This window comes from Pseudomonas sp. GW821-FHT09H03, from assembly GCF_059415945.1.
The window spans coordinates 301,774-328,274 of the sequence record NZ_JBWKOF010000003.1; the positions used below are offsets into that span (position 1 = coordinate 301,774).

Annotated in this window: 27 protein-coding genes, 1 tRNA gene and 1 pseudogene; 21 read left to right on the forward strand and 8 right to left on the reverse strand. The window is 58.3% G+C overall.

The features are described 5' to 3' along the window. Positions 1-22 precede the first annotated feature (22 nt). The gene (locus AC07OG_RS06250) at positions 23-1,351 is read right to left on the reverse strand and encodes an OprD family porin (RefSeq protein ID WP_495066483.1); all 1,329 of its coding nucleotides are present in this window, start codon (positions 1,349-1,351) and stop codon (positions 23-25) included. 895 nt (positions 1,352-2,246) lie between these two features. Between AC07OG_RS06250 and AC07OG_RS06255 the strand changes: the two genes are divergently transcribed. Then, positions 2,247-2,672: an HIT domain-containing protein gene (locus AC07OG_RS06255; RefSeq protein ID WP_495066484.1), complete on the forward strand. Its 426-nt coding sequence runs from the start codon at positions 2,247-2,249 to the stop codon at positions 2,670-2,672. A 3-nt stretch (positions 2,673-2,675) separates the two neighbouring features. Beyond that, positions 2,676-2,882 carry a SlyX family protein gene (locus AC07OG_RS06260; RefSeq protein WP_060539641.1) on the forward strand — a complete coding sequence of 69 codons (207 nt, stop codon included), beginning with the start codon at positions 2,676-2,678 and terminating at the stop codon, positions 2,880-2,882. A gap of 60 nt (positions 2,883-2,942) precedes the next feature. On the opposite strand, the gene AC07OG_RS06265 is transcribed toward AC07OG_RS06260, so the two are convergent. Beyond that, positions 2,943-3,545: a cold-shock protein gene (locus AC07OG_RS06265; RefSeq protein ID WP_060539642.1), complete on the reverse strand. Its 603-nt coding sequence runs from the start codon at positions 3,543-3,545 to the stop codon at positions 2,943-2,945. A 228-nt stretch (positions 3,546-3,773) separates the two neighbouring features. Here AC07OG_RS06265 and AC07OG_RS06270 point away from each other — a divergent pair. From AC07OG_RS06270 to nadA, 19 genes and pseudogenes are all read left to right on the forward strand, one after another. After that, positions 3,774-4,030 (forward strand): annotated as a pseudogene (locus AC07OG_RS06270) (Dps family protein); the annotation flags it as partial. 223 nt (positions 4,031-4,253) lie between these two features. Beyond that, positions 4,254-4,568, forward strand: coding sequence for a ribbon-helix-helix domain-containing protein (locus AC07OG_RS06275; RefSeq protein ID WP_060539643.1), 315 nt, complete (start codon positions 4,254-4,256; stop codon positions 4,566-4,568). A 135-nt stretch (positions 4,569-4,703) separates the two neighbouring features. After that, positions 4,704-4,925: an FmdB family zinc ribbon protein gene (locus AC07OG_RS06280; protein ID WP_060539757.1), complete on the forward strand. Its 222-nt coding sequence runs from the start codon at positions 4,704-4,706 to the stop codon at positions 4,923-4,925. A 119-nt stretch (positions 4,926-5,044) separates the two neighbouring features. Beyond that, complete coding sequence (gene aspS / locus AC07OG_RS06285) at positions 5,045-6,820, forward strand: aspartate--tRNA ligase (RefSeq protein WP_060539644.1); 1,776 nt, start codon at positions 5,045-5,047, stop codon at positions 6,818-6,820. Between the two features lie 135 nt (positions 6,821-6,955). Continuing rightward, on the forward strand, positions 6,956-7,702 hold the full coding sequence (locus AC07OG_RS06290; RefSeq protein WP_046042206.1) for a YebC/PmpR family DNA-binding transcriptional regulator: 747 nt from the start codon (positions 6,956-6,958) through the stop codon (positions 7,700-7,702). 336 nt (positions 7,703-8,038) lie between these two features. Continuing rightward, positions 8,039-8,563 (forward strand): crossover junction endodeoxyribonuclease RuvC, encoded by a 525-nt coding sequence (ruvC, locus tag AC07OG_RS06295; protein WP_008015799.1) that lies wholly within the window; start codon positions 8,039-8,041, stop codon positions 8,561-8,563. Between the two features lie 114 nt (positions 8,564-8,677). After that, positions 8,678-9,286 (forward strand): Holliday junction branch migration protein RuvA, encoded by a 609-nt coding sequence (gene ruvA / locus AC07OG_RS06300; protein WP_007995640.1) that lies wholly within the window; start codon positions 8,678-8,680, stop codon positions 9,284-9,286. Continuing rightward, positions 9,287-10,348 (forward strand): Holliday junction branch migration DNA helicase RuvB, encoded by a 1,062-nt coding sequence (gene ruvB / locus AC07OG_RS06305; protein ID WP_060539645.1) that lies wholly within the window; start codon positions 9,287-9,289, stop codon positions 10,346-10,348. It begins immediately after the preceding gene. A gap of 127 nt (positions 10,349-10,475) precedes the next feature. Then, positions 10,476-10,943: a tol-pal system-associated acyl-CoA thioesterase gene (gene ybgC, locus AC07OG_RS06310; protein WP_060539646.1), complete on the forward strand. Its 468-nt coding sequence runs from the start codon at positions 10,476-10,478 to the stop codon at positions 10,941-10,943. After that, positions 10,933-11,628 (forward strand): protein TolQ, encoded by a 696-nt coding sequence (tolQ, locus tag AC07OG_RS06315; protein WP_060539647.1) that lies wholly within the window; start codon positions 10,933-10,935, stop codon positions 11,626-11,628. The genes ybgC and tolQ overlap by 11 nt, the downstream gene beginning before the upstream one ends. 23 nt (positions 11,629-11,651) lie before the next feature. Next, entirely contained in the window at positions 11,652-12,104 is a 453-nt protein-coding gene (gene tolR / locus AC07OG_RS06320) for a protein TolR (RefSeq protein ID WP_162237374.1), read from the forward strand. Beyond that, complete coding sequence (gene tolA, locus AC07OG_RS06325) at positions 12,104-13,183, forward strand: cell envelope integrity protein TolA (protein WP_495066485.1); 1,080 nt, start codon at positions 12,104-12,106, stop codon at positions 13,181-13,183. Before tolR ends, tolA begins: the two co-directional genes overlap by 1 nt. A 17-nt stretch (positions 13,184-13,200) precedes the next feature. After that, on the forward strand, positions 13,201-14,481 hold the full coding sequence (gene tolB / locus AC07OG_RS06330) for a Tol-Pal system beta propeller repeat protein TolB (RefSeq protein ID WP_256352653.1): 1,281 nt from the start codon (positions 13,201-13,203) through the stop codon (positions 14,479-14,481). A gap of 52 nt (positions 14,482-14,533) precedes the next feature. Then, the gene (gene pal, locus AC07OG_RS06335) at positions 14,534-15,031 is read left to right on the forward strand and encodes a peptidoglycan-associated lipoprotein Pal (protein ID WP_003178634.1); all 498 of its coding nucleotides are present in this window, start codon (positions 14,534-14,536) and stop codon (positions 15,029-15,031) included. Positions 15,032-15,037: 6 nt separating this feature from the next. After that, positions 15,038-15,877, forward strand: a complete 840-nt coding sequence (gene ybgF / locus AC07OG_RS06340; protein ID WP_218424607.1) for a tol-pal system protein YbgF — start codon at positions 15,038-15,040, stop codon at positions 15,875-15,877. 167 nt (positions 15,878-16,044) lie between these two features. Continuing rightward, positions 16,045-16,692, forward strand: coding sequence for a 7-carboxy-7-deazaguanine synthase QueE (queE, locus tag AC07OG_RS06345; RefSeq protein ID WP_020798452.1), 648 nt, complete (start codon positions 16,045-16,047; stop codon positions 16,690-16,692). Position 16,693: 1 nt separating this feature from the next. Then, positions 16,694-17,386 carry a 7-cyano-7-deazaguanine synthase QueC gene (gene queC / locus AC07OG_RS06350; RefSeq protein ID WP_218424606.1) on the forward strand — a complete coding sequence of 231 codons (693 nt, stop codon included), beginning with the start codon at positions 16,694-16,696 and terminating at the stop codon, positions 17,384-17,386. A 63-nt stretch (positions 17,387-17,449) separates the two neighbouring features. Further along, positions 17,450-17,525 (forward strand) — tRNA-Lys (locus tag AC07OG_RS06355). 264 nt (positions 17,526-17,789) lie between these two features. Then, a complete protein-coding gene (nadA, locus tag AC07OG_RS06360; RefSeq protein WP_060539653.1) occupies positions 17,790-18,848 on the forward strand; it encodes a quinolinate synthase NadA in 1,059 nt (352 codons plus the stop codon). Between the two features lie 137 nt (positions 18,849-18,985). Here nadA and AC07OG_RS06365 read toward each other — a convergent pair whose 3' ends face one another. The 6 genes from AC07OG_RS06365 to gcvH form a co-directional block, all read right to left on the reverse strand. Beyond that, complete coding sequence (locus tag AC07OG_RS06365) at positions 18,986-19,474, reverse strand: RDD family protein (RefSeq protein WP_060539654.1); 489 nt, start codon at positions 19,472-19,474, stop codon at positions 18,986-18,988. A gap of 95 nt (positions 19,475-19,569) precedes the next feature. Further along, positions 19,570-19,782: a cold-shock protein gene (locus AC07OG_RS06370; RefSeq protein ID WP_007977299.1), complete on the reverse strand. Its 213-nt coding sequence runs from the start codon at positions 19,780-19,782 to the stop codon at positions 19,570-19,572. Between the two features lie 405 nt (positions 19,783-20,187). After that, positions 20,188-21,312 carry a glycine cleavage system aminomethyltransferase GcvT gene (gene gcvT, locus AC07OG_RS06375; protein ID WP_495066486.1) on the reverse strand — a complete coding sequence of 375 codons (1,125 nt, stop codon included), beginning with the start codon at positions 21,310-21,312 and terminating at the stop codon, positions 20,188-20,190. A 39-nt stretch (positions 21,313-21,351) separates the two neighbouring features. Further along, positions 21,352-22,728, reverse strand: coding sequence for an L-serine ammonia-lyase (locus AC07OG_RS06380; RefSeq protein WP_495066487.1), 1,377 nt, complete (start codon positions 22,726-22,728; stop codon positions 21,352-21,354). 206 nt (positions 22,729-22,934) lie between these two features. Then, a complete protein-coding gene (gene gcvP / locus AC07OG_RS06385; protein ID WP_495066488.1) occupies positions 22,935-25,787 on the reverse strand; it encodes an aminomethyl-transferring glycine dehydrogenase in 2,853 nt (950 codons plus the stop codon). Positions 25,788-25,798: 11 nt separating this feature from the next. Then, a complete protein-coding gene (gcvH, locus tag AC07OG_RS06390; RefSeq protein ID WP_060539658.1) occupies positions 25,799-26,182 on the reverse strand; it encodes a glycine cleavage system protein GcvH in 384 nt (127 codons plus the stop codon). Between the last annotated feature and the right edge of the window lie 319 nt (positions 26,183-26,501).

Sequence of the window (26,501 nt, forward strand, 5' to 3'; positions counted from 1 at the left end):
ACCGCAAACTAACTGGATGCGATTACAAAACCGACAGCGGGTAGTCGACGATGAAACGGAACTCTTTCACGTCGCCTTCGCCTTCGTCGGCGTTAGCGAAGTGCCATGCCTGACGAATACGGAAGGACAGGTCTTTTGCCGGGCCAGTCTGAACAACGTACTTGGCTTCGAAGTTGGTTTCGTTGTGCTTGCCGTCAGCGCCATATATGCCTTCGTAAGCGCCGCCTACTGGGGCTTTGGTGCCGTCGATGTCCCAACCTTTCACGTAACGGGTCATGAAGCTCAGACCTGGAACGCCGTACTCAGCCATTTTCAGGTCGTAACGAACCTGGGCAGACTTCTCGTTTGGTGCGTTGAAGTCAGAGTACTGGATGGAGTTGGCGAGGAAGATCGAGTCGCCGCCGCGGTTGTTCTTGCCTACACCGATGTAGTCGAACGGAGTGTCGCCGTTGACCTTCTGGAAGCCCAGGGTAATGGTGTGTGCTTTCAGGAACGAGAAAGCAGCAGCCAGGGAGAACGTGGTGTTGCTGATTTCGCCGGCTTTGGCATCACCAGTGTCTTTGGTGTTGTAGATGTTACCGTCCAGGTTCAACGACTCACTGTCGGTGAATGGGATGGTGTAGTTCAGGTTGGCGTAGTACTGGTTCCAGATGTCTTCCAGCTTGGCGCCGTACAGCGATGCAGACAGGTTGTCGGTGAAACCGTACTTGCCACCGAAGTAGTCGATCTTGTTGGCGGCAACGCCGGCGTAAGTAGCCCACAGGTCGCCGTCACGGGCGTTTTTGTCCTGGCTGCTACCCGAGTAGAAGTGACCGGCTTCGAGGTCGAGGTCTTTGATCTCGCTGCTCTGCAGTTGGATACCAGTGGCAGTTTGCGGCAGGATACGGGAGCCGCCTACAGCGAACACTGGGGAAGTGCTTGGCTGCATGTCGCCGAATTTCAGCTCGGTTTTGGAGATGCGGGCTTTAATGGCGCCGCCGGCTTTGCCCTGGCTGTCGTTGACTTCGCCATCAGCGCCACGGCTCATGTTGCCGGTGCCACCGGTGCCGTCGCCACCGTCCAGTTTGATTGCCAGGTAACCGTAGGCATCAACGCCAACGCCGATCAGGCCTTGGGTGTAACCGGAGCTGTAGTTGCCCCAGATGCCCTGGGTCCAGTCTTTCTGGTCGTTGCCGCCATCTTTGTTATCACGGTTGAAGTAGTAGTTGCGAACCAGCAAGTTCAGCGTGCTGTCTTCAACAAAACCTTTGGCTTCAGCCTGGTCACTTACGAAAGGTGCGGCCGTAGCCAACTGAGTACTGGCTGCTGCTGCAACTGCCAGTGCGATCATGCTCCACTTCATCACGCGCATCGTGATTTGCTCCTTTGGTTTTAGAAGAGTACTGCCGTCCCACCTGTTTTATTATCTGGGCGGCTCTTTCTTTTTGTGTCGGCGCAAACTTATATCACGCCGACAATGTTGGCGATACTTGCGCATCCATCCTTTCGGCTTCTTTACGACCCTGTCGCAAAGAGCTTGGTAGATGTCGCAAATCTACAACCCCAACGCATCCGGGTTGACAACGTCAATACTTTTTTTCTGAATCTGAGTGCCAAAAAGAGTCCCTGGTGAAACGCTGAATCTCCCTTGGGCTACCCTGCCACTGTGTTATTTGCCTTCAATGAATCCACTTCCAGCGGATGCATCGCAGGCGATGTGGGTGTGAATGCAACAAACGTGCACAAATCATGAATCTGTTGCAAATTTTTTCTGATGCTCCGCCAAATGCCGTAAAGACCTCATGAAACCGGGGGGATCAAGGGGGCGTCGTTATGGCTTGACGTCGAACTTTGCATCATGTTGCGCAGTCGGGTCGGAACCTGGCACGCAAAAATGTTACCGGTTCACACCGCCAGTGGGTATTCGGCGGATGTCGAAGCATCCAGCGTAGACCGTCTGTGCGATTTTGGTGCAAAAAATTTCAACGCTCGTGGTGAATTTACCCAGAATTCCCATGGGTGTGAAGCGAACACTTCCTTATTGTTCAGTCATTTGCACACTTTTTTTCACAAGATGGTTCTGATGTGGTGCGTCCTGGCAAAAAGTGTTTCAAGTCGGGGCGCGGTTGTGGGTTCCGGTTAGACCTTTGCAGGGTTCGTCGTGAAGCCGGCTGCGTTCGCAGGTATGCTGCCGTCCAGTCGCTTGGTGCGCGATCCTTCGGGAGGGGCGCTAAGCTGAAAATGATGATCCGACCGGAGTGCGCACAGTGTTCGCCCTAGATCCACGACTTCAACAAGACACATTGCCGATCGGGGATTTCCCCTTGTGCCGGCTGCTGCTGTCCAATGACTCGAACTATCCCTGGTTCATCCTGGTGCCTCGTCGTGAGGCTATCAGCGAAATATTTCAGTTGGATGTCGCAGACCAGCAGCTGCTTTGGCAGGAAACCAGCGCTCTGGCGCAAATACTCAAAGGCTTGTTCGACGCGGACAAGATGAACGTTGCGACCCTGGGCAATATGGTCAGTCAGTTACACATGCACGTCATCGTACGCACTCAAGGGGATGCAGCCTGGCCGGCTCCGGTTTGGGGCAAACACCCGGCCAAGCCCTACGCTGGCGAGCAAATTGCGGCTATTCGCGAACGTCTGCGTCTGGTGTTGACCAATGACTTTACGTTTCTGGAGGTTTGAACCATGAGCCTGGAAGAACGCGTTACCGATCTGGAAAGCCGCCTGGCTTTTCAGGATGACACCATCCAGGCATTGAATGATGTACTGGTGGCGCAACAACGGGTGGTCGAGCGCCTGCAACTGCAGATGGCCGCGCTGCTCAAGCGGCAAGAGGAAATGGTCGGGCAGTTCGACTCGTTCGAGCAAGAGGCGCCTCCACCGCATTACTGAAACCCGGGTAATAAAAAACCGCGAACAGCCTGGCTGTTCGCGGTTTTTTTCAGCCCTGGATCAGCGTCGCGGCAGAGCGGCGATCACGTCCTCGGCTTGCAGGCCCTTGTCTCGATTCATGACCGAGAACTCCACGCGCTGGCCTTCGACCAGGACGCGGTGGCCTTCACCACGAATGGCCCGGAAGTGCACGAAGATATCGTCGCCGGAATCGCGGGAAATAAAGCCGAAGCCTTTGGAGGTGTTGAACCACTTGACGGTGCCGGTATCACGGTTGCTCATGTCGTAGCTGGATGACGCGGCTGCCGGTGACGATTTGTAGAAACTGATGGCCAGGTGCAGGGTTACGGCGATCAGGGCTGCGACCAGACTGAACAGGACGGCAGGTTGACCGGCGATTTCTGGCATTGGCGCGATCAATGTCAGGGTTTGCAGGACCACGGCGAGAATCAGCAGGGCGCTGACCAGATTTTGCAGTTGATGGCGCGGACCTTTGTTCCAGTAAGGGATAACCGGAGCAAGAGTGAGGTTGAGCAAGCCAAAAAAGGCCAGGTACAGAGCATCGGGTTGTTGCAGGTAAGGCAAGCCTTCGGATTGCAGGCTCGGGATAAAGGACAGCAGCAAGGCCGCTGCACCTATCAGCAGGTGGACGATTTTCAACATTTTGATTAACTCACGTTAAGACAGCTCACAAGGAAGAGCTGATGGCGCACGGTTCGCTTCAGAACAATAAGAGGCGTTGGACACGTACCCGGTATCAGCCTATGCGCCACGCCCGAAAAAATAGGCACTGACGACACGCTGCCTATTTAACAGCAAAGCTGCAAGCTACTCAAATCAAGGCGTCCGGCGGTGTATGGGGGGCGATTTGTCGCAGCTTGCCGGTCATCTTTGGTGTTCGAAGAGCAATACAACGAATTGGCCTTGGCGGTCGATTCGATTGCCGAGCGCATTCGCGCCCTCGGGTTTCCTGCTCCCGGTGCCTACTCTGTTTATGCGCGGCTCTGCTCTATAAAGGAAGAAGTGGGCGTGTCCGCCGCCGAGGACATGATCCGGCAACTGGTCGAGGGCCAGTAGGCTGTAACTCGTACGGCGGGGGACTCTTTCCGTTGCTCGACAAGGTCAGTGACGAACCCACGGCTGAACTGCCTTCCTACCCTGCCAATACCTTGCTAGTTGAAGGAATGAGCGCCGCGTTGTGTGGGAAATGTCCGGGAGTAGGACGTGCTCCATGATCGCTCTCTTGTTGTCGGCTTCTCCTACGTGGAGGGTCATAAAGTCATCTGGATATACCTTTGTCCCTGCGTTTTTATAGGTCGACAGACAGTTGCTCTTGTAAAGATGCAGTGATGGCAAAGGAGTGTCAGCGATATGGTTTATGGCAGAAAGGACGAGGATATAAGGATTGATCCGTTTGTCCGTGAGTTCGATATGGGGCTGGTCCGGCCCCTGTCCCGATCGGTACGTTTGAATGGCTTCGCGACCTGTTTGCGTCTTGAGCAGGTTTACTGGGATATTCTGGCGGAAATGGCCCGGCTCAATCGTTGCACCATCAGTACCCTGTTGTCCCACGTGGACCGCGAAGTTCACTTGCGTCATGGCGGGGTGAAGAACTTCAGCGGTCTGGTGCGGGTTGTCTGTGTTGTACACAGCCTCAGGGAAGGGCGATGCATGGCAATGGCCTAGCGGCGTAGTTAAAGCGGCAGAGTGTCGGTCTGTGCAGTCTTACGGCTGCACAGGCAGCATTTAATGGATATAATCCCGCTCTTTGCCGCGAAACCCTGCGTGTGCGGTAGCAATCTGATCGCCGAGACAACCTCCATGCCGATGTACGATTATCAATGTGCTTCCTGTGGTCATCAGTTGGAAGCCATTCAAAAGATCAGCGACGCACCGCTGGTCGACTGCCCTGCCTGCCAGGCGCCAGAGCTGAAAAAGATGCTGTCCATGCCGGGCTTTCGCCTGAGCGGCAGCGGCTGGTACGAAACCGATTTCAAGACCGGTTCCAAGAAGAACCTGGCCGGCGGCGATAAAGCTGACTAAGGTCTGGAACCTGAGTTGAACGACACGTGAGCTTTTGCATCACCCGGCGTCTTGATCAAAGGCGAGGCTGCTGCAGGATCTCCACCGAATTTCGAATTACGAGAAGTGAAACCACTACCATGATGCGCAGCCATTATTGCGGCCAACTGAACGAAAGCCTGGACGGCCAGGAAATTACCCTTTGCGGATGGGTCCACCGTCGCCGTGACCACGGTGGGGTGATTTTCCTCGATATCCGTGATCGTGATGGTCTGGCGCAGGTAGTGTTCGATCCGGACCGCGCTGAAACCTTCGCCGCCGCCGACCGCGTGCGCAGCGAGTACGTCGTGAAGATCACCGGCAAGGTCCGCCTGCGTCCGGCGGGTGCCACCAACGCCAACATGGCGTCGGGCATGATCGAAGTGCTCGGCTACGAGCTGGAAGTGTTGAACGAGTCGGAAACCCCGCCGTTCCCGCTGAACGAGTTCTCCGACGTCGGCGAAGAAACCCGCCTGCGCTATCGCTTCCTCGACCTGCGTCGTCCGGAAATGGCCGAGAAGCTGCGTCTGCGTTCGCGCATGACCACCAGCATCCGTCGTTTCCTTGACGAGAACGGCTTCCTGGACGTCGAAACGCCAATCCTGACCCGCGCCACCCCTGAAGGTGCGCGTGACTATCTGGTACCGAGCCGTACCCACGCCGGTAGCTTCTTCGCCTTGCCGCAATCGCCGCAGCTGTTCAAGCAACTGCTGATGGTCGCCGGCTTCGATCGTTACTACCAGATCGCCAAGTGCTTCCGTGACGAAGACCTGCGTGCCGACCGCCAGCCGGAATTCACCCAGATCGACATCGAGACCAGCTTCCTCGATGAAAAAGAGATCATGGGCCTGACCGAAGAAATGATCCGCAACCTGTTCAAGGAAGTGCTGGGTCTGGAATTCGGCGAATTCCCGCACATGACCTTCGAAGAGGCCATGCGTCGTTATGGTTCCGACAAGCCGGACCTGCGTAACCCGCTGGAACTGGTGGACGTTGCCGATCAACTGAAAGAAGTTGATTTCAAAGTGTTCAGCGGCCCGGCCAACGACCCTAAATGCCGTATCGCCGCCTTGCGCGTTCCAGGCGGGGCGAGCATGCCACGCAAGCAGATCGACGATTACACCAAGTTCGTCGGCATCTACGGTGCCAAGGGCCTGGCTTACATCAAGGTCAACGAGCGCGCCGCCGGTGTTGAAGGCCTGCAATCGCCAATCGTGAAGAACATCCCTGAGGCCAACCTGAATGTGATCCTCGATCGCGTCGGTGCGGTCGATGGCGACATCGTGTTCTTCGGTGCCGACAAAGCCAAGATCGTCAGCGAAGCCCTGGGCGCGCTGCGCATCAAGCTCGGCCATGACCTCGACCTGCTGACCTGCAAGTGGGCGCCAATGTGGGTCGTCGACTTCCCGATGTTCGAAGAAAACGACGACGGCAGCTTCAGCGCCTTGCACCACCCGTTCACCGCGCCCAAGTGCACCCCGCAAGAGCTCGAAGCCAACCCGGCTGGCGCTCTGTCCCGTGCCTACGACATGGTTCTGAACGGCACCGAGCTGGGTGGCGGTTCGATCCGTATCCACCGCAAGGAAATGCAACAGTCGGTGTTCCGTCTGCTGGGTATCAATGAAGACGAACAGGAAGAGAAATTCGGCTTCCTGCTTGACGCCCTCAAGTACGGCGCGCCGCCACACGGTGGTCTGGCCTTCGGTCTGGACCGCCTGGTGATGCTGATGACCGGCGCCCAGTCGATCCGTGAAGTGATCGCCTTCCCGAAAACCCAGAGTGCTGCGGACGTAATGACGCAAGCACCGGGTGTGGTGGATGCCAAGGCACTGCGCGAGCTGCACATTCGTCTGCGCGAAACGCCTAAGGCTGAGTAAGGCTGACCTGAAGGCGCATCTTCGGATGCGCCTTTTTTCTATCTGTAATGGTCGAAAACAGACCGGGATTTTTGTTTGCCGGCTGGCGCGTCATGGCGCGGCGGGCAATGTTTCAAAGAGAATACGGAGCGAGTTATGGCAGGTCATTCCAAGTGGGCGAACATCAAGCACCGCAAAGAACGTCAGGATGCCAAGAAGGGCAAGATTTTCACCAAGTGGATTCGTGAGCTGACCGTCGCTGCCCGTCAGGGCGGTGGTGATCCAGGTTCCAACCCACGTTTGCGCCTGGCCCTGGACAAGGCCCTGGGTGCGAACATGAGTCGCGATATCATCGATCGCGCGGTGGCCCGCGGTGCCGGCGCAGCCGATACCGATGATATGGTCGAACTGACCTACGAAGGTTACGGCCCGGGCGGCGTGGCGGTAATGGTCGAGTGCATGACTGACAACCGCAACCGTACAGCGGCAGCCGTTCGCCACGCATTCAGCAAATGCGGCGGCAACCTCGGTACCGATGGCTCGGTGGCCTACCTGTTCGAGCGCAAGGGGCAGATTTCCTTCGCCGCCGGCGTGGATGAAGATGCGCTGATGGAAGCGGCCATGGAAGCCGATGCCGATGACGTGGTCACCAACGAAGACGGCTCGATTGACGTGTTCACCTCGTTTGCCGGGTTCTATTCCGTGCGTAACGCGCTGGAAGCGGCCGGGTTCAAAGGTGATGACGCCGAAATCGTCATGCTGCCGACCACCAGTGCCGAACTGGATCTGGAAGGTGCCGAGAAAGTCCTCAAGCTGATCGACATGCTCGAGGATCTGGATGACGTGCAAAACGTCTACTCCAATGCGGATATCCCGGAATCGGTAGCCGCACAGCTCGGCTAATGCTAACGAAGTCCGGCGAGGAAGCGAACCTGCGGGGTGAGGTAGCTCATGAGGTGAGGGGCCCCTTAAAGTGAGGGGACTCATGAGGTGAGGTAGCTCATGAGGTGAGGGGGCTTTTGTGGCGAGGGGGCTTGCCCCCGTTGGACTGCGTAGCAGGCCCAGGTTTTTGGGGCCGCTGCGCGACCCAACGGGGGCAAGCCCCCTCGCCACACAAGCCCCTCACCACAGCCCCTATCTACAGCCTCTCACTACACAAAGCCCCTCAATAATCAGGCTCGCTCCCACATCTATTATTCGTGTATTAAGTATCGTGGTTTTACTTAACCCGCAGGCGTTATGACTTTAATTCTTGGTATCGACCCCGGTTCGCGCATCACCGGGTATGGTGTGGTGCGTGACACCGGCCGTGGCTGCGAATACGTGGCTTCGGGCTGCATCCGCACTGGCGCCGGCGAACTGCACGAGCGTCTGCAAATTGTCTATCGCGGAGTGCGCGAGATCATTCAGACATACCACCCCGTGACCATGGGCATCGAAAAGGTGTTCATGGCGCGCAATGCCGATTCCGCCCTGAAGCTGGGGCAGGCCCGTGGCGCGGCCATCGTGGCGGGTGCGGAGGAAAGCCTGGAGATCGCCGAGTACACTGCAACCCAGGTCAAACAGGCGGTCGTTGGTACTGGTGCGGCCAACAAGGAGCAGGTGCAGATGATGGTCATGCACATGCTGAAGCTCACCAGCAAGCCGCAAATCGATGCTTCCGACGCCCTGGCCATTGCCATTTGCCACGCTCACACCCGCTCCAGCCTGCTACCTCATGGCCTGGGAGCTGCACGCAGTCGTGGCGGGCGCCTGCGTCTCTGATAGCATCAGCAATCATTTTTATCGAGCGAGGGATTTGCGCCTGATCTGTCGGCGTCATTTCCTCGCTCTTTCAGTCGCTGGCCCAGAGCTGGCCAACGCTCAAGGATTTGTAACGTGATTGGACGTTTGCGCGGCACCCTGGCTGAAAAGCAGCCTCCGCATCTGATTCTGGATGTGAACGGTCTGGGCTATGAACTTGAAGTGCCCATGACGACGCTATATCGACTGCCGTCGGTCGGTGAACCGCTGACCCTGCACACCCACTTGGTCGTACGCGAAGATGCGCAATTACTCTATGGTTTTGTCGGCAAGCGTGAGCGAGACTTCTTTCGCGAGTTGATCCGCCTCAATGGCGTAGGGCCGAAACTGGCCCTGGCCTTGATGTCCAGTCTGGAGGTCGATGAACTGGTGCGCTGCGTGCAGTCCCAGGACACTTCGGCGCTGACCAAGGTACCGGGTGTGGGCAAGAAAACCGCCGAACGCCTGTTGGTTGAGCTCAAGGATCGCTTCAAGGCCTGGGAAACCGTGCCGGCCATGTTCGCCCTGGTGCCGAACCAGCCGGATGGTCCTGCCCCGGTGAACACCGCGGAAAACGATGCAGTCAGCGCGCTGATCTCCCTGGGTTACAAGCCGCAGGAAGCCAGCAAGGCGGTTTCTGCGATCAAGGAGAAAGGTTTGAGCAGTGAAGACATGATTCGCCGAGCCTTGAAGGGAATGATCTAAGTGATTGAAGCAGATCGTCTGATCGCCGCCACACCGGGCCCGCGTGATCGCGAGGAAGTCCAGGACCGGGCGATTCGTCCTGTCAGCCTGGCCGAATACATTGGCCAGCCGACCGTTCGCGAGCAGATGGAGTTGTTCATCCAGGCTGCACGTGGGCGTAACGAGTCCCTGGACCACACGCTGATTTTCGGCCCGCCGGGTCTGGGCAAGACCACCCTGGCCAACATCATCGCCCAGGAAATGGGCGTGTCGATCAAGAGTACCTCAGGGCCGGTGCTGGAGCGCCCGGGCGATCTGGCGGCGCTGCTGACCAATCTCGAGCCTCATGACGTGCTGTTCATCGACGAAATCCATCGGCTGTCGCCGATTGTCGAAGAAGTGCTATACCCGGCCATGGAAGATTTCCAGCTCGACATCATGATCGGTGAAGGCCCGGCGGCGCGTTCCATCAAGCTTGATCTGCCGCCATTCACCCTGGTCGGCGCGACCACGCGTGCGGGCATGCTGACCAATCCGTTGCGGGACCGATTCGGCATTGTTCAGCGTCTGGAGTTCTACAGCAACGCCGATCTGTCGACCATTGTCAGCCGTTCGGCAAGCATCCTCGGTTTGCCGCTGGATCCTGAGGGCGCCTTCGAAATCGCCCGGCGGGCCCGTGGTACGCCGCGGATCGCCAACCGTTTGTTGCGCCGGGTCCGCGATTTTGCCGAGGTTCGTGCCAAGGGCCACATCACCAAGCCGATTGCCGATCTGGCGCTGAACCTGCTGGATGTCGACGAGCGTGGTTTCGATCACCAGGACCGGCGTCTGTTGTTGACCATGATCGAGAAGTTCGACGGTGGTCCTGTCGGAGTCGATAGCCTGGCTGCCGCCATCAGTGAAGAGCGTCACACCATCGAAGACGTGCTGGAGCCTTACCTGATTCAGCAGGGCTACATCATGCGCACGCCTCGGGGTCGAGTAGTGACGCGGCATGCCTATCTGCATTTCGGCTTAAATATTCCGTCACGATTGGGCGAAATGCCCGTGGTAGACGAGTTTCTTGATGCCGCGGATGATTAATTAACTTTGCGCGCTGATTTTTTCGGGCAATGTAGGGTCCCAGGACCGTACTTTCGCGAGAAAGCCGCAGAACATTGAAAAACAGTTGCCTGTCCGGATTGGCAACCTGAGGAGTAAGCACTAGAGTATGCGCGCGCAAAACGGGCTTGACCTTTTCGCACATCGTTGTCGCGTTTATTACGAGGACACCGATGCGGGCGGCATCGTGTATTACGTCAATTACCTCAAGTTTATGGAACGGGCTCGAACCGAGCGGCTACGAGAACTGGGCTTTGCCCAATCGCAGCTTGCCGGGGAGGACCTGTTGTTCGTCGTGCACTCCAGCGAAGCGCGCTACCACGCGCCGGCGCGACTGGATGACGAACTGCTGGTAAGCGCTGAAGTAATCGAATTGAACCGTGCCAGCCTGCGCTTCAAGCAGCAGGTCAGGCGGGCTACGGATAATGTGCTGCTCTGTGAAGGGCAGTTTCTGGTGGCCTGTGTGCGCACTGAAAGTTTAAAACCCCGGGCCATTCCCGAAGCTCTACGAGCGGCCTTTGCCGACGTGAGCGGCGCGGGTACACACTCAAAGCAGGAGATAAAGCGTGGAAGCTAACGTCGTCGACCATTCCTCCATGTGGAGCCTGGTCAGCAATGCCAGTATTGTGGTGCAACTGGTAATGCTGACCCTGGTAGCCGCATCGGTGACCTCATGGATCATGATCTTTCAGCGCAGCAATCTGATACGCGCCGGTCGACGTGCCCTGGAAAGCTTTGAAGAGCGTTTCTGGTCGGGTATCGACCTGTCCAAACTGTACCGCCAGGCCGGCAGCAACCCGGACCCTGATTCGGGTGTCGAGCAGATCTTCCGCGCCGGCTTCAAGGAGTTCTCCCGTCTGCGTCAGCAGCCAGGCGTCGATCCGGAAGCTGTCATGGAAGGCGTGGCTCGTGCCATGCGCGTAGCCATTTCCCGCGAAGAAGAAAAGCTCGAGCAGAGCCTGCCATTTCTGGCCACCGTCGGTTCCGTCAGCCCGTACATCGGTCTGTTCGGCACCGTGTGGGGCATCATGAACTCCTTCCGTGGTCTGGCGACCGCCCAGCAAGCGACCCTGGCCACTGTGGCCCCGGGTATCGCCGAAGCCCTGATTGCCACCGCGATCGGTCTGTTCGCCGCGATTCCTGCCGTTATCGCTTACAACCGCTTCTCTGCTCGCAGCGAAACCCTGCTGAGCCGTTACTACACCTTCGCCGATGAATTCCAGGCGATCCTGCACCGCAAAGTGCACACCAGCGAAGAATAAGCAGGTAATTTCCAATGGCTTTAATCGCTCGAGCTCGACACAAGCGCAAGCCGGTTGCCGAGATGAACGTGGTGCCTTACATCGACGTGATGCTGGTGCTGCTGGTCATCTTCATGGTGACCGCGCCGATGCTCAATCAGGGCGTGAAAGTTGATCTGCCCAAGGTTTCCAGCGAAGCCTTGCCGCAGGACAACAACACCCAGGTCCTGACCATTTCGATCAAGTCTGACAAGACCTACTACTGGAACCTTGGCAGCGAAGTCGACACCGAAAAGCAGCAGGATCGTGCCATGACCCTGCCGCAGATGACTGACGCCGTGACCAAGATCATTCGCGTCGGCAACGAAGGCGGCAAGCGTACCCAGGTCTTCATTCGCGGCGACAAGAGTGTCGATTATGGCTCTGTCATGGGCGCCATGGGCGGATTGCAGAAAGCCGGTGTCGGTAATGTCGGCTTGATTACCGAGGCGCCCTGATGCAGCAACAGCGAGAGCCCTCCGCCTCGGAAAGCTACTTCTGGCCTAGTGTCTGGGCGATTGGCTTGCACGTGCTGGTGTTCGGCATGCTGTTCGTCAGTTTTGCCTTTACCCCTGAGCTGCCGCCGGCCAAACCGATTGTCCAGGCGACCTTGTACCAGCTGAAATCGAAAAGTCAGGCAACCACCCAGACCAATCAGAAGATTGCGGGTGAGGCGAAGAAATCCGCCGCGCGCCAGACCGAAGTCGAGCAGCTGGAGCAGAAAAAGGTTGAGCAGGAAGCGGTGAAGGCTGCGGAACAAAAGAAAGAAGAGGCGGCTCAAAAGGCCGAGGAAGCCAAGAAGGCCGACGAGTCGAAGAAAGCGGACGAGGCGAAAAAGGCTGATGAAGCCAAGAAAGCCGACGAAGCGAAGAAGACCGCCGAAGCCAAGAAGGCAGAAGAGAAACAATTGGCTGATATAGCCAAGAAGAAATCGGAAGAAGAAGCCAAGAAGGCTGCGGAAGAAGAGGCCAAGAAAGCGGCCGCTGAAGAAGCGAAGAAAAAGATCGTCGAAGACGCGAAGAAGAAAGCCGCGGAAGACGCCAAGAAGAAAGCTGAAGCTGAAGAGGCGAAGAAGAAAGTCGCCGAAGACGCGAAGAAGAAAGCTGCTGCCGATGCTGCGAAGAAGAAATCGCAGGAAGCGGCACGTAAATCCGCCGAAGACAAAAAGGCCCAGGCCCTGGCAGATTTGCTTTCCGACACGCCGCAGCGTCAGCAGGCCCTGGCCGATGAGCGGGGTGACGAAGTCGCCGGTGATTTCGACGACCTGATTCGTATGCGTGCAGCGGAAGGCTGGGCTCGTCCACCTTCGGCCCGCAAAGGCATGACGGTCGTATTGCAGATTGGCATGTTGCCTGATGGTACGGTGACGTCGGTCAGCGTGGCCAAGTCCAGTGGCGACGGTCCGTTTGACGCTTCGGCTGTAGCAGCGGTGAAGAATATTGGACGTTTGACAGAAATGCAGGGAATGAAGCCGAGTGATTTCGCTCAGTATCGTTCATTCAAGATGACATTCACGCCTGAGGATTTAGCTCCGTGAGAAACCTTCTACGAGGAATGCTAGTCGCTATCTGCTGCATGGCAGGGATGGCGATGGCAGATGAGAAAAACATTCTGGTCACCAGCGGCAGTGATCGGGCTACCCCGATCGCGGTCGTGCCGTTCGGTTTCCAGGGCGGCAGCGTGCTGCCGGACGACATGGCGGAAATCATCGGTAACGACCTGCGCAACTCGGGTTATTACTCGCCGATTCCAAAACAGAACATGATCAGCCAGCCGAGCCAGGCCAGCGAAATCATCTTCCGTGACTTCAAGGCACTGGGTGCCCAGTACGTCATGGTCGGCAGCATTGTTCCAGCCGGCGGTCGCCTGCAGGTGCAATACGCGCTGTTCAACGTCGCGACCGAGCAGCAAGTGCTGACCGGTAGCGTCTCGGGCGGTGTCGATCAACTGCGCGACATGTCGCACTACATCTCCGACCAGTCGTTCGAAAAGCTCACCGGTATCAAGGGGGCGTTCTCGACTCGTCTGCTGTACGTGACGGCCGAGCGTTTTTCCGAGAAAAACACTCGCTACACCTTGCAGCGCTCGGACTATGACGGTGCCCGCGCCGTGACCCTGCTGCAATCGCGCGAGCCAATTCTCTCGCCGCGTTTCGCTCCCGATGGCAAGCGCATCGCCTATGTCTCGTTCGAGCAGAAACGCCCGCGTATCTTCATGCAGAACATCGATACCGGTCGCCGCGAGCAGATCACCAACTTCGAAGGCCTCAATGGTGCACCTGCCTGGTCGCCGGATGGCAATCGCCTGGCGTTCGTGCTGTCCAAGGACGGCAACCCGGACATCTACGTGATGAACCTGGGTTCGCGCCAGATCACTCGTGTCACCAACGGCCCGGGCATCAACACCGAACCGTTCTGGGGCAAGGATGGTTCGACCATCTACTTCACCTCAGACCGTGGCGGCAAGCCACAGATCTACAAAACCAGCGCCGGTGGTGGCGGTGCCGAGCGTGTGACTTTCGTCGGCAACTACAACGCCAACCCGAAGCTTTCGGCTGACGAAAAAACTCTTGTAATGATTCACCGGCAAGATGGTTTCACCAATTTCAAGGTGGCGGCCCAGGATTTGCAGCGCGGTAGTGTAAAAATCCTCACTGATAGCACTCTGGACGAGTCGCCTACTGTCGCGCCCAACGGCACCATGGTAATCTACGCCACCCGCCAGCAGGGCCGGGGAGTCTTGATGCTCGTGTCCATAAATGGACGCGTGAGGCTCCCGCTTCCTACCGCACAAGGCGAAGTCAGAGAACCGTCCTGGTCCCCTTACCTGAACTGACGCGGCGCTATACGTTTTACTTAACACACTGGGGTTCATTAGGAGTTTCACGATGGAAATGCTGAAGTTTGGTAAATTTGCTGCGCTGGCTCTCGCCATGGCTGTAGCTGTAGGTTGCTCGTCCAAAGGCGGCGACAATGCCGGTGAAGGCGCAGTAGATCCAAACGCTGGTTACGGCGCAAACACTGGTGCAGTTGACGGCTCCCTGAGCGAAGAAGCTGCTCTGCGCGCTATCACCACTTTCTACTTCGAATACGACAGTTCGGACCTGAAGCCAGAAGCCATGCGCGCTCTGGACGTTCACGCCAAAGACCTGAAAGCAAACGGCGCTCGCGTTGTTCTGGAAGGCAACACCGACGAACGTGGTACTCGTGAGTACAACATGGCACTGGGCGAGCGTCGTGCGAAAGCCGTTCAGCGCTACCTGGTACTGCAAGGCGTTTCCCCAGCTCAGCTGGAACTGGTTTCCTACGGCGAAGAGCGTCCAGTTGCTACCGGCAACGACGAGCAGTCCTGGGCTCAAAACCGTCGCGTCGAACTGCGTAAGTAATTCGATATGCGAACGTGCCGTCGTGCTGTAACTGTTCTGGCTCTCAGCCTCGCACCGCTTGCGGTGTGGGCTGCGGTTCCTGTAGTCGAGGACAACTCCGGCTATAACAATAGCGGGAGCAGTTATCCGCCTGCAGGTTACGGTACGAACGGCGCCTATGCCGGGGGAGGGGTTTCGACCCCTGTCTCGGCACAGGGCCAGCTGTTCAACCAACTGCAACAAATGCAGGATCAGATTTCGCGCCAGCAGGGTGTGATTGAAGAACTGCAAAATGATGTATCGCGCATGAAGCAAGAAAGCCTGGAGCGATATCAGGATCTTGATCGGCGCATAGGAACCGGCGTTGCACCAGCCGCGACTCCTGAAAATTCTTCCACCGGTGGCGATTTGAACGCACCCGGTGCAGCAGCTGGTGCAGGGGCAGGCGCAGCTGCCGCTCAAGCACCTGCCGCGGGTGGCGAACCGGCGGATCCGGCGAAGGAAAAGCTCTATTACGATGCTGCCTTCGACCTGATCAAGGCCAAGGATTTCGACAAGGCCAGCCAGGCTTTTGCCGCTTTCCTGCGCAAATACCCGAACAGCCAATACGCGGGCAATGCCCAGTACTGGTTGGGCGAAGTGAACCTGGCCAAAGGCGATCTGCAAGGTGCAGGTCAGGCGTTTGCCAAGGTTTCGCAGCTGTATCCAAAACACGCCAAAGTGCCTGATTCGCTGTACAAGCTCGCTGATGTAGAGCGCCGCCTGGGTCATACCGACAAGGTCAAAGGCATTCTGCAGCAGGTCGTGTCCCAGTATCCGGGCACTTCGGCCGCTCAGTTGGCCCAGCGTGATCTGCAGAAAATGTAAGGGCTGCTTGAGCCGTTTTGAAGAAACCCGCGCTTGTCGCGGGTTTTTTCGTTAGAATTCACGCCCTTTTTATGAAACACGCTTTTTGCGGCCTGCGCGTTGGCGGGGTCTCTTGAAGTGCCTGACGGAGGCGGACAGCCTGTTTAGCTGTTACGCCCGTGGCGACTATGCAAGACACATTGAGAATCACCGAAGTTTTCTACTCGTTGCAGGGTGAAACGCGGACTGCCGGCCTGCCCACGGTTTTTGTGCGCCTGACCGGTTGCCCATTGCGTTGCCAATACTGCGACAGCGCCTATGCCTTTACAGGTGGGACTCTGCGCACCCTCGACGATATCCTCGAGCAGGTTGCCGGTTTCCGCCCGCGTTATGTCTGCGTCACCGGTGGCGAGCCACTGGCGCAACCCAATGCCATCCCATTGCTCAAGCGTTTGTGCGACGCCGGTTACGAAGTGTCACTGGAAACCAGTGGCTCTATCGATATCTCGGCGGTAGATTCCCGGGTCAGTCGCGTTGTCGACCTGAAAACCCCGGGTTCGAAGGAAGCACACCGCAACCGTTACGAGAACATCGAACTGCTCACGCCTAACGATCAGGTGAAGTTTGTCATCTGCTCGCGTGAAGACTACGACTGGTCGGTGTCCAAGCTGATCCAGTACGGTCTCGACCAGCGTGCCGGCGAAGTCCTGTTCTCGCCAAGCCATCATGACCTGAATGCTCGGGACCTGGCGGACTGGGTGGTAGCGGACAACCTGCCAGTGCGTCTGCAATTGCAGTTGCATAAATATCTTTGGAATGACGAGCCGGGGCGCTGATATGACTGAGCAACTGAACACTACTGAAAAGCGTGCGGTCATCTTGCTGTCCGGTGGCCTGGACTCGGCAACGGTCGTCGCGATGGCGCGTGCCGAAGGCTATAGCTGCTACACCATGAGCTTCGACTACGGTCAGCGCTCTCACGCTGAGTTGTACGCCGCCGAGCGCGTTGCGCGGGATCTCGGTGTGGTCGAGCACAAGGTGATCGGTCTCAACCTGAACGGCATGGGTGGCTCAGCGCTGACTGACAGCAGCATCGACATTCCGGAAGAGTTGGGCGAGGGCATTCCGGTGACTTACGTGCCAGCGCGTAACACGGTGTTCCTGTCCCTGGCCCTGGGCTGGGCTGAAGTGCTCGGCGCACGGGACATCTTCATTGGTGTCAATGCGGTGGATTACTCCGGTTACCCGGACTGTCGTCCCGAGTTCATCGAGTCGTTCGAGCGAATGGCCAATCTGGCGACCAAGGCCGGTGTAGAAGGCAATGGCTTCCGCATTCAGGCACCGCTGCAAAACCTCAGCAAGGCGCAAATTGTTCAGGCTGGCGTGAAGCTGGGTGTGGATTACAGCCTCACCGTTTCCTGCTATCAGGCTGACGACAATGGCCGCGCTTGCGGCAAATGCGACAGCTGCCGCCTGCGCGCTGAAGGCTTCGTAGCGGCCGGAATCAGCGATCCAACCCCTTATTTTTGAATTATTTTAAAATAGGTGTTGAATAGTCCTTAAAAATCAGTATTATACGCGCCACCACACAGCGGGTCGTTAGCTCAGTTGGTAGAGCAGTTGGCTTTTAACCAATTGGTCGTAGGTTCGAATCCCACACGACCCACCATATTTGGCGGTTTAGAAAATCCGGAAGGCCCACGAAAGTGAGGATTTCCGGGTTTTTTTTTGCCTGCGATTTGCGCTTTCGCCGCTCCCGGCCAGCGCTGCGCCGCTCAGGCCAGAATCATCTTTTGCATCCTGCGGTTATTCTGTAGCCTTGCGCATCTTCAAAGCTCTGATGATTACTCACTCTCCCGGCGGTACCCTCAAGGGTCTGGAGCCGGGGTGTATACTCGACTTTCGCGCTTAAGCGCCTGCAGGTCTTGCGAACATGACGCAGATTTCCGAACGCCTTCTGGTTCAAGCCCACCTCGACGCCAAGCAGCCCAAGCCGCTGACCGCTGACGAAGAGGCTTACTACCGCGCCGCCATCGCTGCCGAGCTCAAGGCTCAGGACGCGGTGCTGGTCGCACACTTCTATTGCGATCCGGTGATTCAGGCTCTGGCCGAAGAAACCGGTGGTTGCGTTTCCGACTCGCTGGAAATGGCTCGCTTCGGTAATGCTCACCCGGCCAAGACCGTGGTCGTCGCCGGTGTGAAATTCATGGGCGAGACGGCCAAGATCCTCAACCCTGAAAAACGCATCCTGATGCCGACCCTGGAGGCGACCTGCTCGCTGGACCTGGGCTGCCCTGTGGACGAGTTTTCGGCGTTCTGCGATCAGCACCCGGAACGTACGGTGGTGGTCTACGCCAACACTTCGGCGGCGGTCAAGGCGCGGGCGGACTGGGTGGTGACTTCAAGCTGTGCGCTGGAGATCGTCGAGAGCCTGATGGATAACGGCGAAACCATCATCTGGGGCCCGGACAAGCACCTGGGTACTTACATCCAGCGCAAGACCGGTGCCGACATGCTGCTGTGGGACGGTGCCTGCATCGTCCACGAAGAGTTCAAATCCAAGCAGCTCGAAGACATGAAGGCGCTGTACCCCGATGCTGCCATTCTGGTGCACCCGGAGTCGCCCACTTCGGTGATCGAGCTGGCGGATGCCGTCGGCTCCACCAGTCAGCTGATTGCAGCGGCACAGAGCCTGCCGAACAAGACGCTGATCGTCGCCACTGATCGCGGCATCTTCTACAAGATGCAGCAGCTTTGCCCGGACAAGGTGTTTATCGAAGCTCCAACGGCGGGTAACGGCGCGGCGTGCCGCAGTTGCGCGCATTGCCCGTGGATGGCGATGAACACCCTTGAGCGCACGCTGAAGAGCTTGAAGGAAGGGGCGAATGAGATCTTTGTTGATCCGGCGCTGATTCCGCAGGCGATTCGGCCGTTGAAACGCATGCTTGATTTCACTCAGGCTGCGCGGATGAAACTGGCGGGGAACGCCTGAGATCTATCAGGCAGGTCGCATAAAACTGTGGGAGCGGGCTTGCCCGCGAAGGGGGCGTATCAGACGACTTTGATGTTGTCTGACACGCCCCCTTCGCGAGCAAGCCCGCTCCCACATTGGTTTGTGCTTGCTGGAAATTACTTGGTCTTCTTGGGAATGCGCACCAGCTGGGTATTGGAGTACATGTCATGCCAGCTGCGTTTTTGCTTGTCGAGCAGCGGCCAGAAGAATCCCAGGCCCACGCACAGCAACGACGCGATCGACACCACAAAGCGCAGCAGCGCCTGCCACAGGCTGATGGATGAGCCATCGGCATTCTGTACGCGGATGCACCAGACCTGCATGCCCAGCGTCTGGCCGGTATACGTCCAGAACTTGGCGAAGAAACCGAACAGCGCGAACAGCAGGATCGTCGAGAGCAACGGGTCACCGTCCAGCGCGCCAGCTTCGGTCAGGGTACGCATCCGCTCTTCGCCGATGATCGCCATCTGCACCATCTTGTAAACGCCGCTGGTAACGATCAACAGGGCCGTGCACAACAGGAAGTCATAGAACATCGCAGCCAGACGACGACCCAGGCCAGCGGCGGGAAAGTCGCCCTGGGGAGTAAGCAGGTGTTTCGACATGGCGGGCTCTCGGCGAAAAAAGAAGCCATTTTACGGATTTACGCGCACAAAAAAGCCCCTGATGTCAGCATCAGGGGCTTTTTCGTTACAGAAGATTAGGCTTCTGCTTGTACTTCGTCAGCCTGCATGCCTTTCTGGCCCTGCACAGCGATGAAAGTCACTTTCTGGCCTTCTTTCAGGCTCTTGAAGCCGTTGCCCTGGATGGCGCGGAAGTGGACGAACAGATCCGGACCGCTTTCAGGAGTGATAAAACCAAAACCTTTCTCGTCGTTAAACCACTTGACGGTACCGCTCTGACGTTGGGACATTTCTTATTTCCTTTGACGCAAAAATTGATGACAGTCTCTTTCTCATGAAAGAGTACTGGGGCTGGTTGCAGGAGAGTAAGAAGACGTCGAACGGGATGTAGCTAACTTGTAGGCTACTGCCCAGGTCACGATTCCAAGCGACCCATGCAAACACAGTGAACAAACTCTACGCCAACTACGGGAGTAAAAACAAGCCCCCGCGAGGGCCCGTATTTGCTCAGGTTGATGGCATTTAGTCAGTTCACTAGTGGAGCCTTATTCACTAACGTTGTTCAATTGTTTTCGATCGTTATAAGCAAAGTTCATAATCGAAGCTTAGAGCTAAAACCATGCACTATTTTATGGCGATTGCGTTACACATTAGTGCGCTGTTAACGCAATCGCGTTACTTATAGGAACAATTAATCAGCCACGGTAGTAGCGTTGTGGAACAAATGGCATTTTGCTTACAACCAAAGGCACCTTTTTCCCACGTACGATCGCCCACACGGGAGTGTCCAGCGCAGTGTAGGCGCTGTCGACGTAACCCATGGCCAGCGGCGCGCCCAAGGTCGGTCCGAAACCACCGCTGCAGACGCTGCCGATGATCTCGCCCGCTTCATTGACGATCTCGGCGCCCTCACGCACCGGGGTGCGCTCCTGCGGTAACAGGCCGACACGCTTGCGGCTGACACCTGATTGTTGCTGAGCGAACACGTTTTCGGCGCCAGGGAAGCCACCGGCCCGCGCGCCATCGGCACGGCGAGGTTTGGAGATCGCCCACAGCAGGCTGGCTTCGATTGGCGACGTTTCGGTGTTCATGTCGTGGCCGTACAGGCACAGGCCCGCTTCCAGACGCAGGGAGTCGCGTGCGCCCAGGCCAATGGCAGCCACTTCCGGTTCAGCCAGCAGCGCGCGAGCCAGCGCTTCAGCATTGGCGGCCGGCACGGAGATTTCGAAACCGTCTTCACCGGTATAACCCGAGCGGCTGACGAAGCAGTCCACACCCAGCAGTTTCACCCGGGCGAACTGCATGAAGGTCATTTTTGCAGCTTCTGGTGCCAGACGCGCCAGCACGGTGACCGCCGCCGGACCTTGCAGGGCGAGCAGCGCACGTTCTTCGAACAGCGGCTCAATGGTGCACTGCTCGCCGATGTGTTGGCGCAGGTGCGCCAGGTCCTGATCCTTACAAGCGGCGTTGACCACCAGGAACAGCTCGTCGTTGCCCAGGTTGGCGACCATCAGGTCGTCAAGGATGCCACCGGTCTGGTTGGTGAACATGGCGTAGCGCTGCATGCCCACCGGCAGGTCGATGATGTCCACCGGCACCAGGGTCTCCAGGGCCTTGGCAGCGTTGGCACCGGTCAGGCGGATCTGGCCCATGTGCGAGACATCGAACAGCCCGGCTTGATCACGGGTGTGCTGGTGTTCCTTCATCACGCCCAACGGGTATTGCACGGGCATGTCATAGCCGGCGAACGGCACCATGCGCGCACCGAGTTCGATGTGCAGAGCGTGCAGCGGGGTTTTCAACAGTTGTTCGGTGGACATATTCAGCTCCTGAAAAAGTGTGCAGACGTGGTGAGCACATCAGCACTCGATAATGTTGACCGCCAAACCGCCACGGGCGGTTTCCTTGTATTTGCTTTTCATGTCGGCGCCGGTCTGGCGCATGGTGCGAATGACCTTGTCGAGGGAGACGAAGTGTTGCCCGTCGCCGCGCAAGGCCATGCGCACGGCATTGATGGCCTTGACCGAACCCATGGCGTTGCGCTCGATGCAGGGCACCTGCACCAGTCCGCCGATCGGGTCGCAAGTCAGGCCGAGGTTGTGTTCCATGCCGATTTCCGCGGCGTTCTCCACTTGTTGCACGGTGCCGCCGAGCACCTCGCACAAGGCACCGGCGGCCATGGAACAGGCAACGCCGACTTCACCCTGACAGCCGACTTCGGCGCCGGAGATCGAGGCGTTTTCCTTGTACAGAATGCCGATGGCCGCAGCGGTCAGCAGGAACCGCACCACGCCGTCGTCAGTCGCGCCGGGGATGAAGCGCATGTAGTAATGCAGTACCGCCGGAATGATCCCGGCCGCGCCGTTGGTCGGTGCCGTGACCACGCGCCCGCCATTGGCGTTTTCTTCGTTGACCGCCAGGGCGTAGAGGTTGACCCAGTCCAGCACCGACAGCGGATCGCGCAAGGACGATTCCGGGTTCTTGCACAATTGTCGGTGCAGCGCGGCGGCCCGGCGCTTGACCTTCAGGCCACCGGGCAGGATGCCTTCGTTACGGCATCCGGCCGCAACGCAGTCTTGCATGACTTGCCAGATGTTCAGCAGGCCGGCACGGGTTTGCGCTTCCGGGCGCCAGGCGCTTTCGTTGGTCAGCATCACCTGGCTGATCGACAGTCCGTATTTGACGCAATGACCGAGAAGATCCTTGGCGCTCTTGAACGGGAAGGTCAGGGGCGTGGCGTCTTCGACGATACGGTCGGCGCCGGCGGCGTCTTCATCGACGACAAAACCACCGCCCACTGAGTAATACTCGCGGCTGCGGATTTGCAGGCCTGCGGCGTCGAACGCGCGGAAAATCATGCCGTTAGGGTGATAAGGCAGGGGTTTGCGAATCATCGCCAAGTGTTCTTTCTCGTTGAACGCAATGCTGTGTTCACCGAGCAGGTTCAAGCGTGCGTTGCTGCGAATCTCTTGCAGGCGCGCAGCGACGGTTTCCGTGTCTACGGTATCCGGGTGTTCGCCTTCCAGGCCCAGCAGCACGGCCTTGTCACTGCCGTGGCCCTTGCCGGTGGCGCCGAGCGAGCCGTACAGCTCGACTTTGACGCAGGCGGTTGAGGTCAGCAGGTTCTCGCGACGCAAGCCTTCGACAAACCGCACAGCCGCGCGCATCGGGCCGACGGTGTGGGAACTGGAGGGGCCGATGCCAATCTTGAACAGGTCGAACACGCTTAACGACATGGTTGTTCTCCGGTTTCTTGTTATTGGATATCGACGCAAATCTTGTGATGAGACTGGACCCTGTGGGAGCGGGCTTGCTCGCGAAGGCGGCGTAACAGGCAGCACATCCGGCGCCTGACACACCGCCTTCGCGAGCAAGCCCGCTCCCACAAGGGGAAGGCGGTGTTCTTGACAGTGGGGGCGAGTAAACCCACCCCCTCATTCGTTTAAGCGTAGCTTTCGATCGACGGGCAGGCGCAAACCAGGTTGCGATCGCCAAACACGTTGTCGACGCGACCGACCGGCGGCCAGTACTTGCCTTCGATCAACGACGCTACCGGGTAAACCGCTTGCTCACGGCTGTACGGATGCGTCCACTCGCCAACGATTTCCGCTGCGGTGTGCGGGGCGTTCTTCAGCGGGTTGTCGTCCTTGTCCAGGGTGCCGTTTTCCACCGCGCGGATTTCTTCGCGAATGCGGATCATGGCGTCGCAGAAACGATCCAGTTCTTCCTTGGACTCGCTTTCGGTCGGCTCGATCATCAGTGTGCCGGCCACCGGGAACGACATGGTCGGGGCGTGGAAGCCGAAATCGATCAGGCGCTTGGCGACGTCATCAACACTGATGCCGCTGCTGTCTTTCAACGGACGCAGATCCAGGATGCATTCGTGCGCCACCAGGCCATTGCTGCCGGTGTACAGCACTGGGTAATGCTCTTCGAGGCGACGGGAAATGTAGTTGGCATTGAGGATCGCCAGCTGCGAAGCGCGCTTGAGGCCGGCGCCACCCATCATACGAATGTACATCCAGGTGATCGGCAGAATGCTCGCGCTGCCGAACGGTGCCGCGCACACAGCGCCTTCCTTGCGTGCCATGTGGGCGTGGCCCGGCAGGAACGGAGCCAGGTGCGACTTGACGCCGATCGGGCCGACGCCCGGGCCGCCACCACCGTGTGGAATGCAGAACGTCTTGTGCAGGTTCAGGTGCGACACGTCGCCGCCGAACTTGCCTGGTGCACAGAGGCCGACCATCGCGTTCATGTTGGCGCCGTCGATGTACACCTGGCCGCCGTTGTCATGAATGATGCCGCAGATTTCGCGGATGCCTTCTTCGAACACGCCGTGGGTCGACGGGTAGGTGATCATCAGCGCGGCGAGGTGTTCGCGGTGCTCGATGGCCTTGGCGCGCAGGTCTTCGATGTCGACGTTGCCTCGGGCATCGCAGGCGGTCACGACAACGCGCATGCCGGCCATTTGGGCGGTGGCCGGGTTGGTGCCGTGGGCTGACGACGGGATCAGGCAGATGTCGCGGCGGTCTTCGCCACGGCTCTGGTGATAGGCGCGAATCGCCAGCAGACCTGCGTATTCGCCTTGGGAACCGGCGTTAGGTTGCAACGAGATCGAGTCGTAACCCGTGGCGGCGCAGAGCATCGCTTCCAGTTCATCGGTCAACTGCTGGTACCCAGCACTTTGCTCGGCTGGGGCGAATGGGTGCAGGGCACCGAATTCGGCCCAGGTCACCGGGATCATTTCGCTGGCGGCGTTGAGTTTCATGGTGCACGAACCCAGCGGGATCATGGTGCGATCCAGTGCCAGGTCCTTGTCCGCCAGTTTGCGCAGGTAGCGCATCAGCTCGGTTTCCGAGTGATAGCGGTTGAACACCGGGTGGCTGAGGATTGGCGACTGACGCACCAGGGCGGCCGGCAGAGTGCTGGCGACCGAGGCGGCGAGGGCGGCGAAGTCCGGCAGTGCCTTACCGTCGGCGAAGATTGCCCACAGGGTTTCGATGTCGGACTGGGTAGTGGTTTCGTCCACCGACAGACCCAGGCGTTCGCCATCGACCACACGCAGGTTGATGCGCTGGGCACGAGCCTGGTCGTGCAGGGCAGCAGTGTTGGCAGCGGTGGCGAGGGTCAGGGTGTCGAAGAAGCTTTGCTGCTCGACGTTCAGGCCCAGGGCGGTAAAGCCTTTGGCCAGGATCGCGGTCAAGTGATGCACGCGATTGGCGATTTGGGTCAGGCCTTTGGGACCGTGGTACACGGCGTACATGCTGGCGATGTTGGCCAGCAGTACTTGCGCGGTGCAGATGTTGCTGGTCGCTTTTTCACGACGGATGTGTTGTTCGCGGGTCTGCATGGCCAGGCGCAGGGCCGGCTTGCCGAAACGGTCCACGGAAACACCGACCAGACGGCCCGGCATGTCGCGCTTGAACGCATCTTTGGTGGAGAAGTACGCCGCGTGCGGGCCACCGAAGCCCAGCGGCACGCCGAAACGTTGGGCGCTGCCGATAGACACGTCGGCGCCGAATTCGCCCGGCGGGGTCAGCAGGGTCAGGGCCAGCAGGTCAGCCGCCACGGCCACCAGCGCGTTGGCGGCGTGGAAGCGCTCGGTCAGTTCGCGGTAGTCGAACACGTCACCGTTGCTGGCCGGGTATTGCAACAGGGCGCCGAAGAAGGCGCTGACATCAGTCAGTTCGTGCTCGTCGCCGACAACCACGTCGATGCCCAGCGGCTCGGCGCGGGTGCGCAGTACGTCGAGGGTTTGCGGGTGGCAATGCACGGAGGCGAAGAACTGGTGGCTGCCCTTGTTCTTGCTCAGGCGCTTGCAGAAGGTCATGGCTTCGGCAGCGGCAGTGGCTTCGTCGAGCAGGGAGGCGTTGGCGATCGGCAGGCCGGTGAGGTCGCTGATCAGGGTCTGGAAGTTCAGCAGCGCTTCGAGACGGCCCTGGGAAATTTCTGGCTGGTATGGGGTGTAGGCGGTGTACCAGGCCGGGTTTTCCAGGAGGTTGCGCAGGATCGGCGAAGGCGTGTGGGTACCGTAGTAGCCCTGGCCGATGTAGGTCTTGAACAGTTGGTTCTTGCCGGCGATGGCCTTGATCGAAGCCAGCGCGTCGGCTTCGCTCAAGCCGTCTTCCAGGCCGAGCACGCTGGTGCCCTTGATGGTGTCGGGAATGACGCTGGCGCTCAGGGCTTCCAGGGAGTCGAAACCCAGGCTGTTGAGCATCGCTTGTTCGTCACCGGCGCGAGGGCCGATGTGACGGGCGATGAATTCGTTGGCGGTTGTCAGGTTGACTTGAGTCATGTCAGTGCTCCTCAGGCTTCGGCTTGGGCTTTGATCAGGCGGTCGTAGGCGTCCTGATCGAGCAGTTGAGCGACAGCCGAGGCGTCGCTTGGCTGAAAGCGGAAGAACCAGCCTTCGCCCAGCGGATCTTCGTTGACCAGCTCAGGGTTGGCGTCCAGCGCCGGGTTCACTTCCAGCACTTCGCCGTCCAGGGGCATGTATACGCCACTGGCTGCTTTGACCGATTCCACGGTGGCGGCTTCGGCGCCTTTGTCGTAGGACTGCAGCTCCGGCAGTTGAACGAAAACCACGTCGCCCAGGGCGTTCTGTGCAAACGCGGTGATGCCGACAGTTACGCTGCCGTCAGCTTCGGTGCGCAGCCATTCGTGATCTTCAGTAAAACGCAACTCGCTCATGGAAACTCCTGGGGGCCAGACTGGTCTGGTGGATGCTATTGAATGCTGGGGCGGTGCCCGGTTATGCAGGAGTACATAGCAAGAATGCGGCCAGCCTTGATAAAAACGTTATTAATCAATTACTTATAAGTATGTGTCGGGCGGAAAAATTCAATCACTGTAGCGAAATCGATACGGCGCGGGCACGAGAAGAAAGCTGAGGCGGATCAAAGCCTTGCACAGCCGTGATCGGGGAGAGCTGTAGCGATATCGTTCCGCTGTAGCGCTTTCAGTACAGGTGGAGGTCGCTTTTGGAGAGATTTTCCGACGGGACACAGAA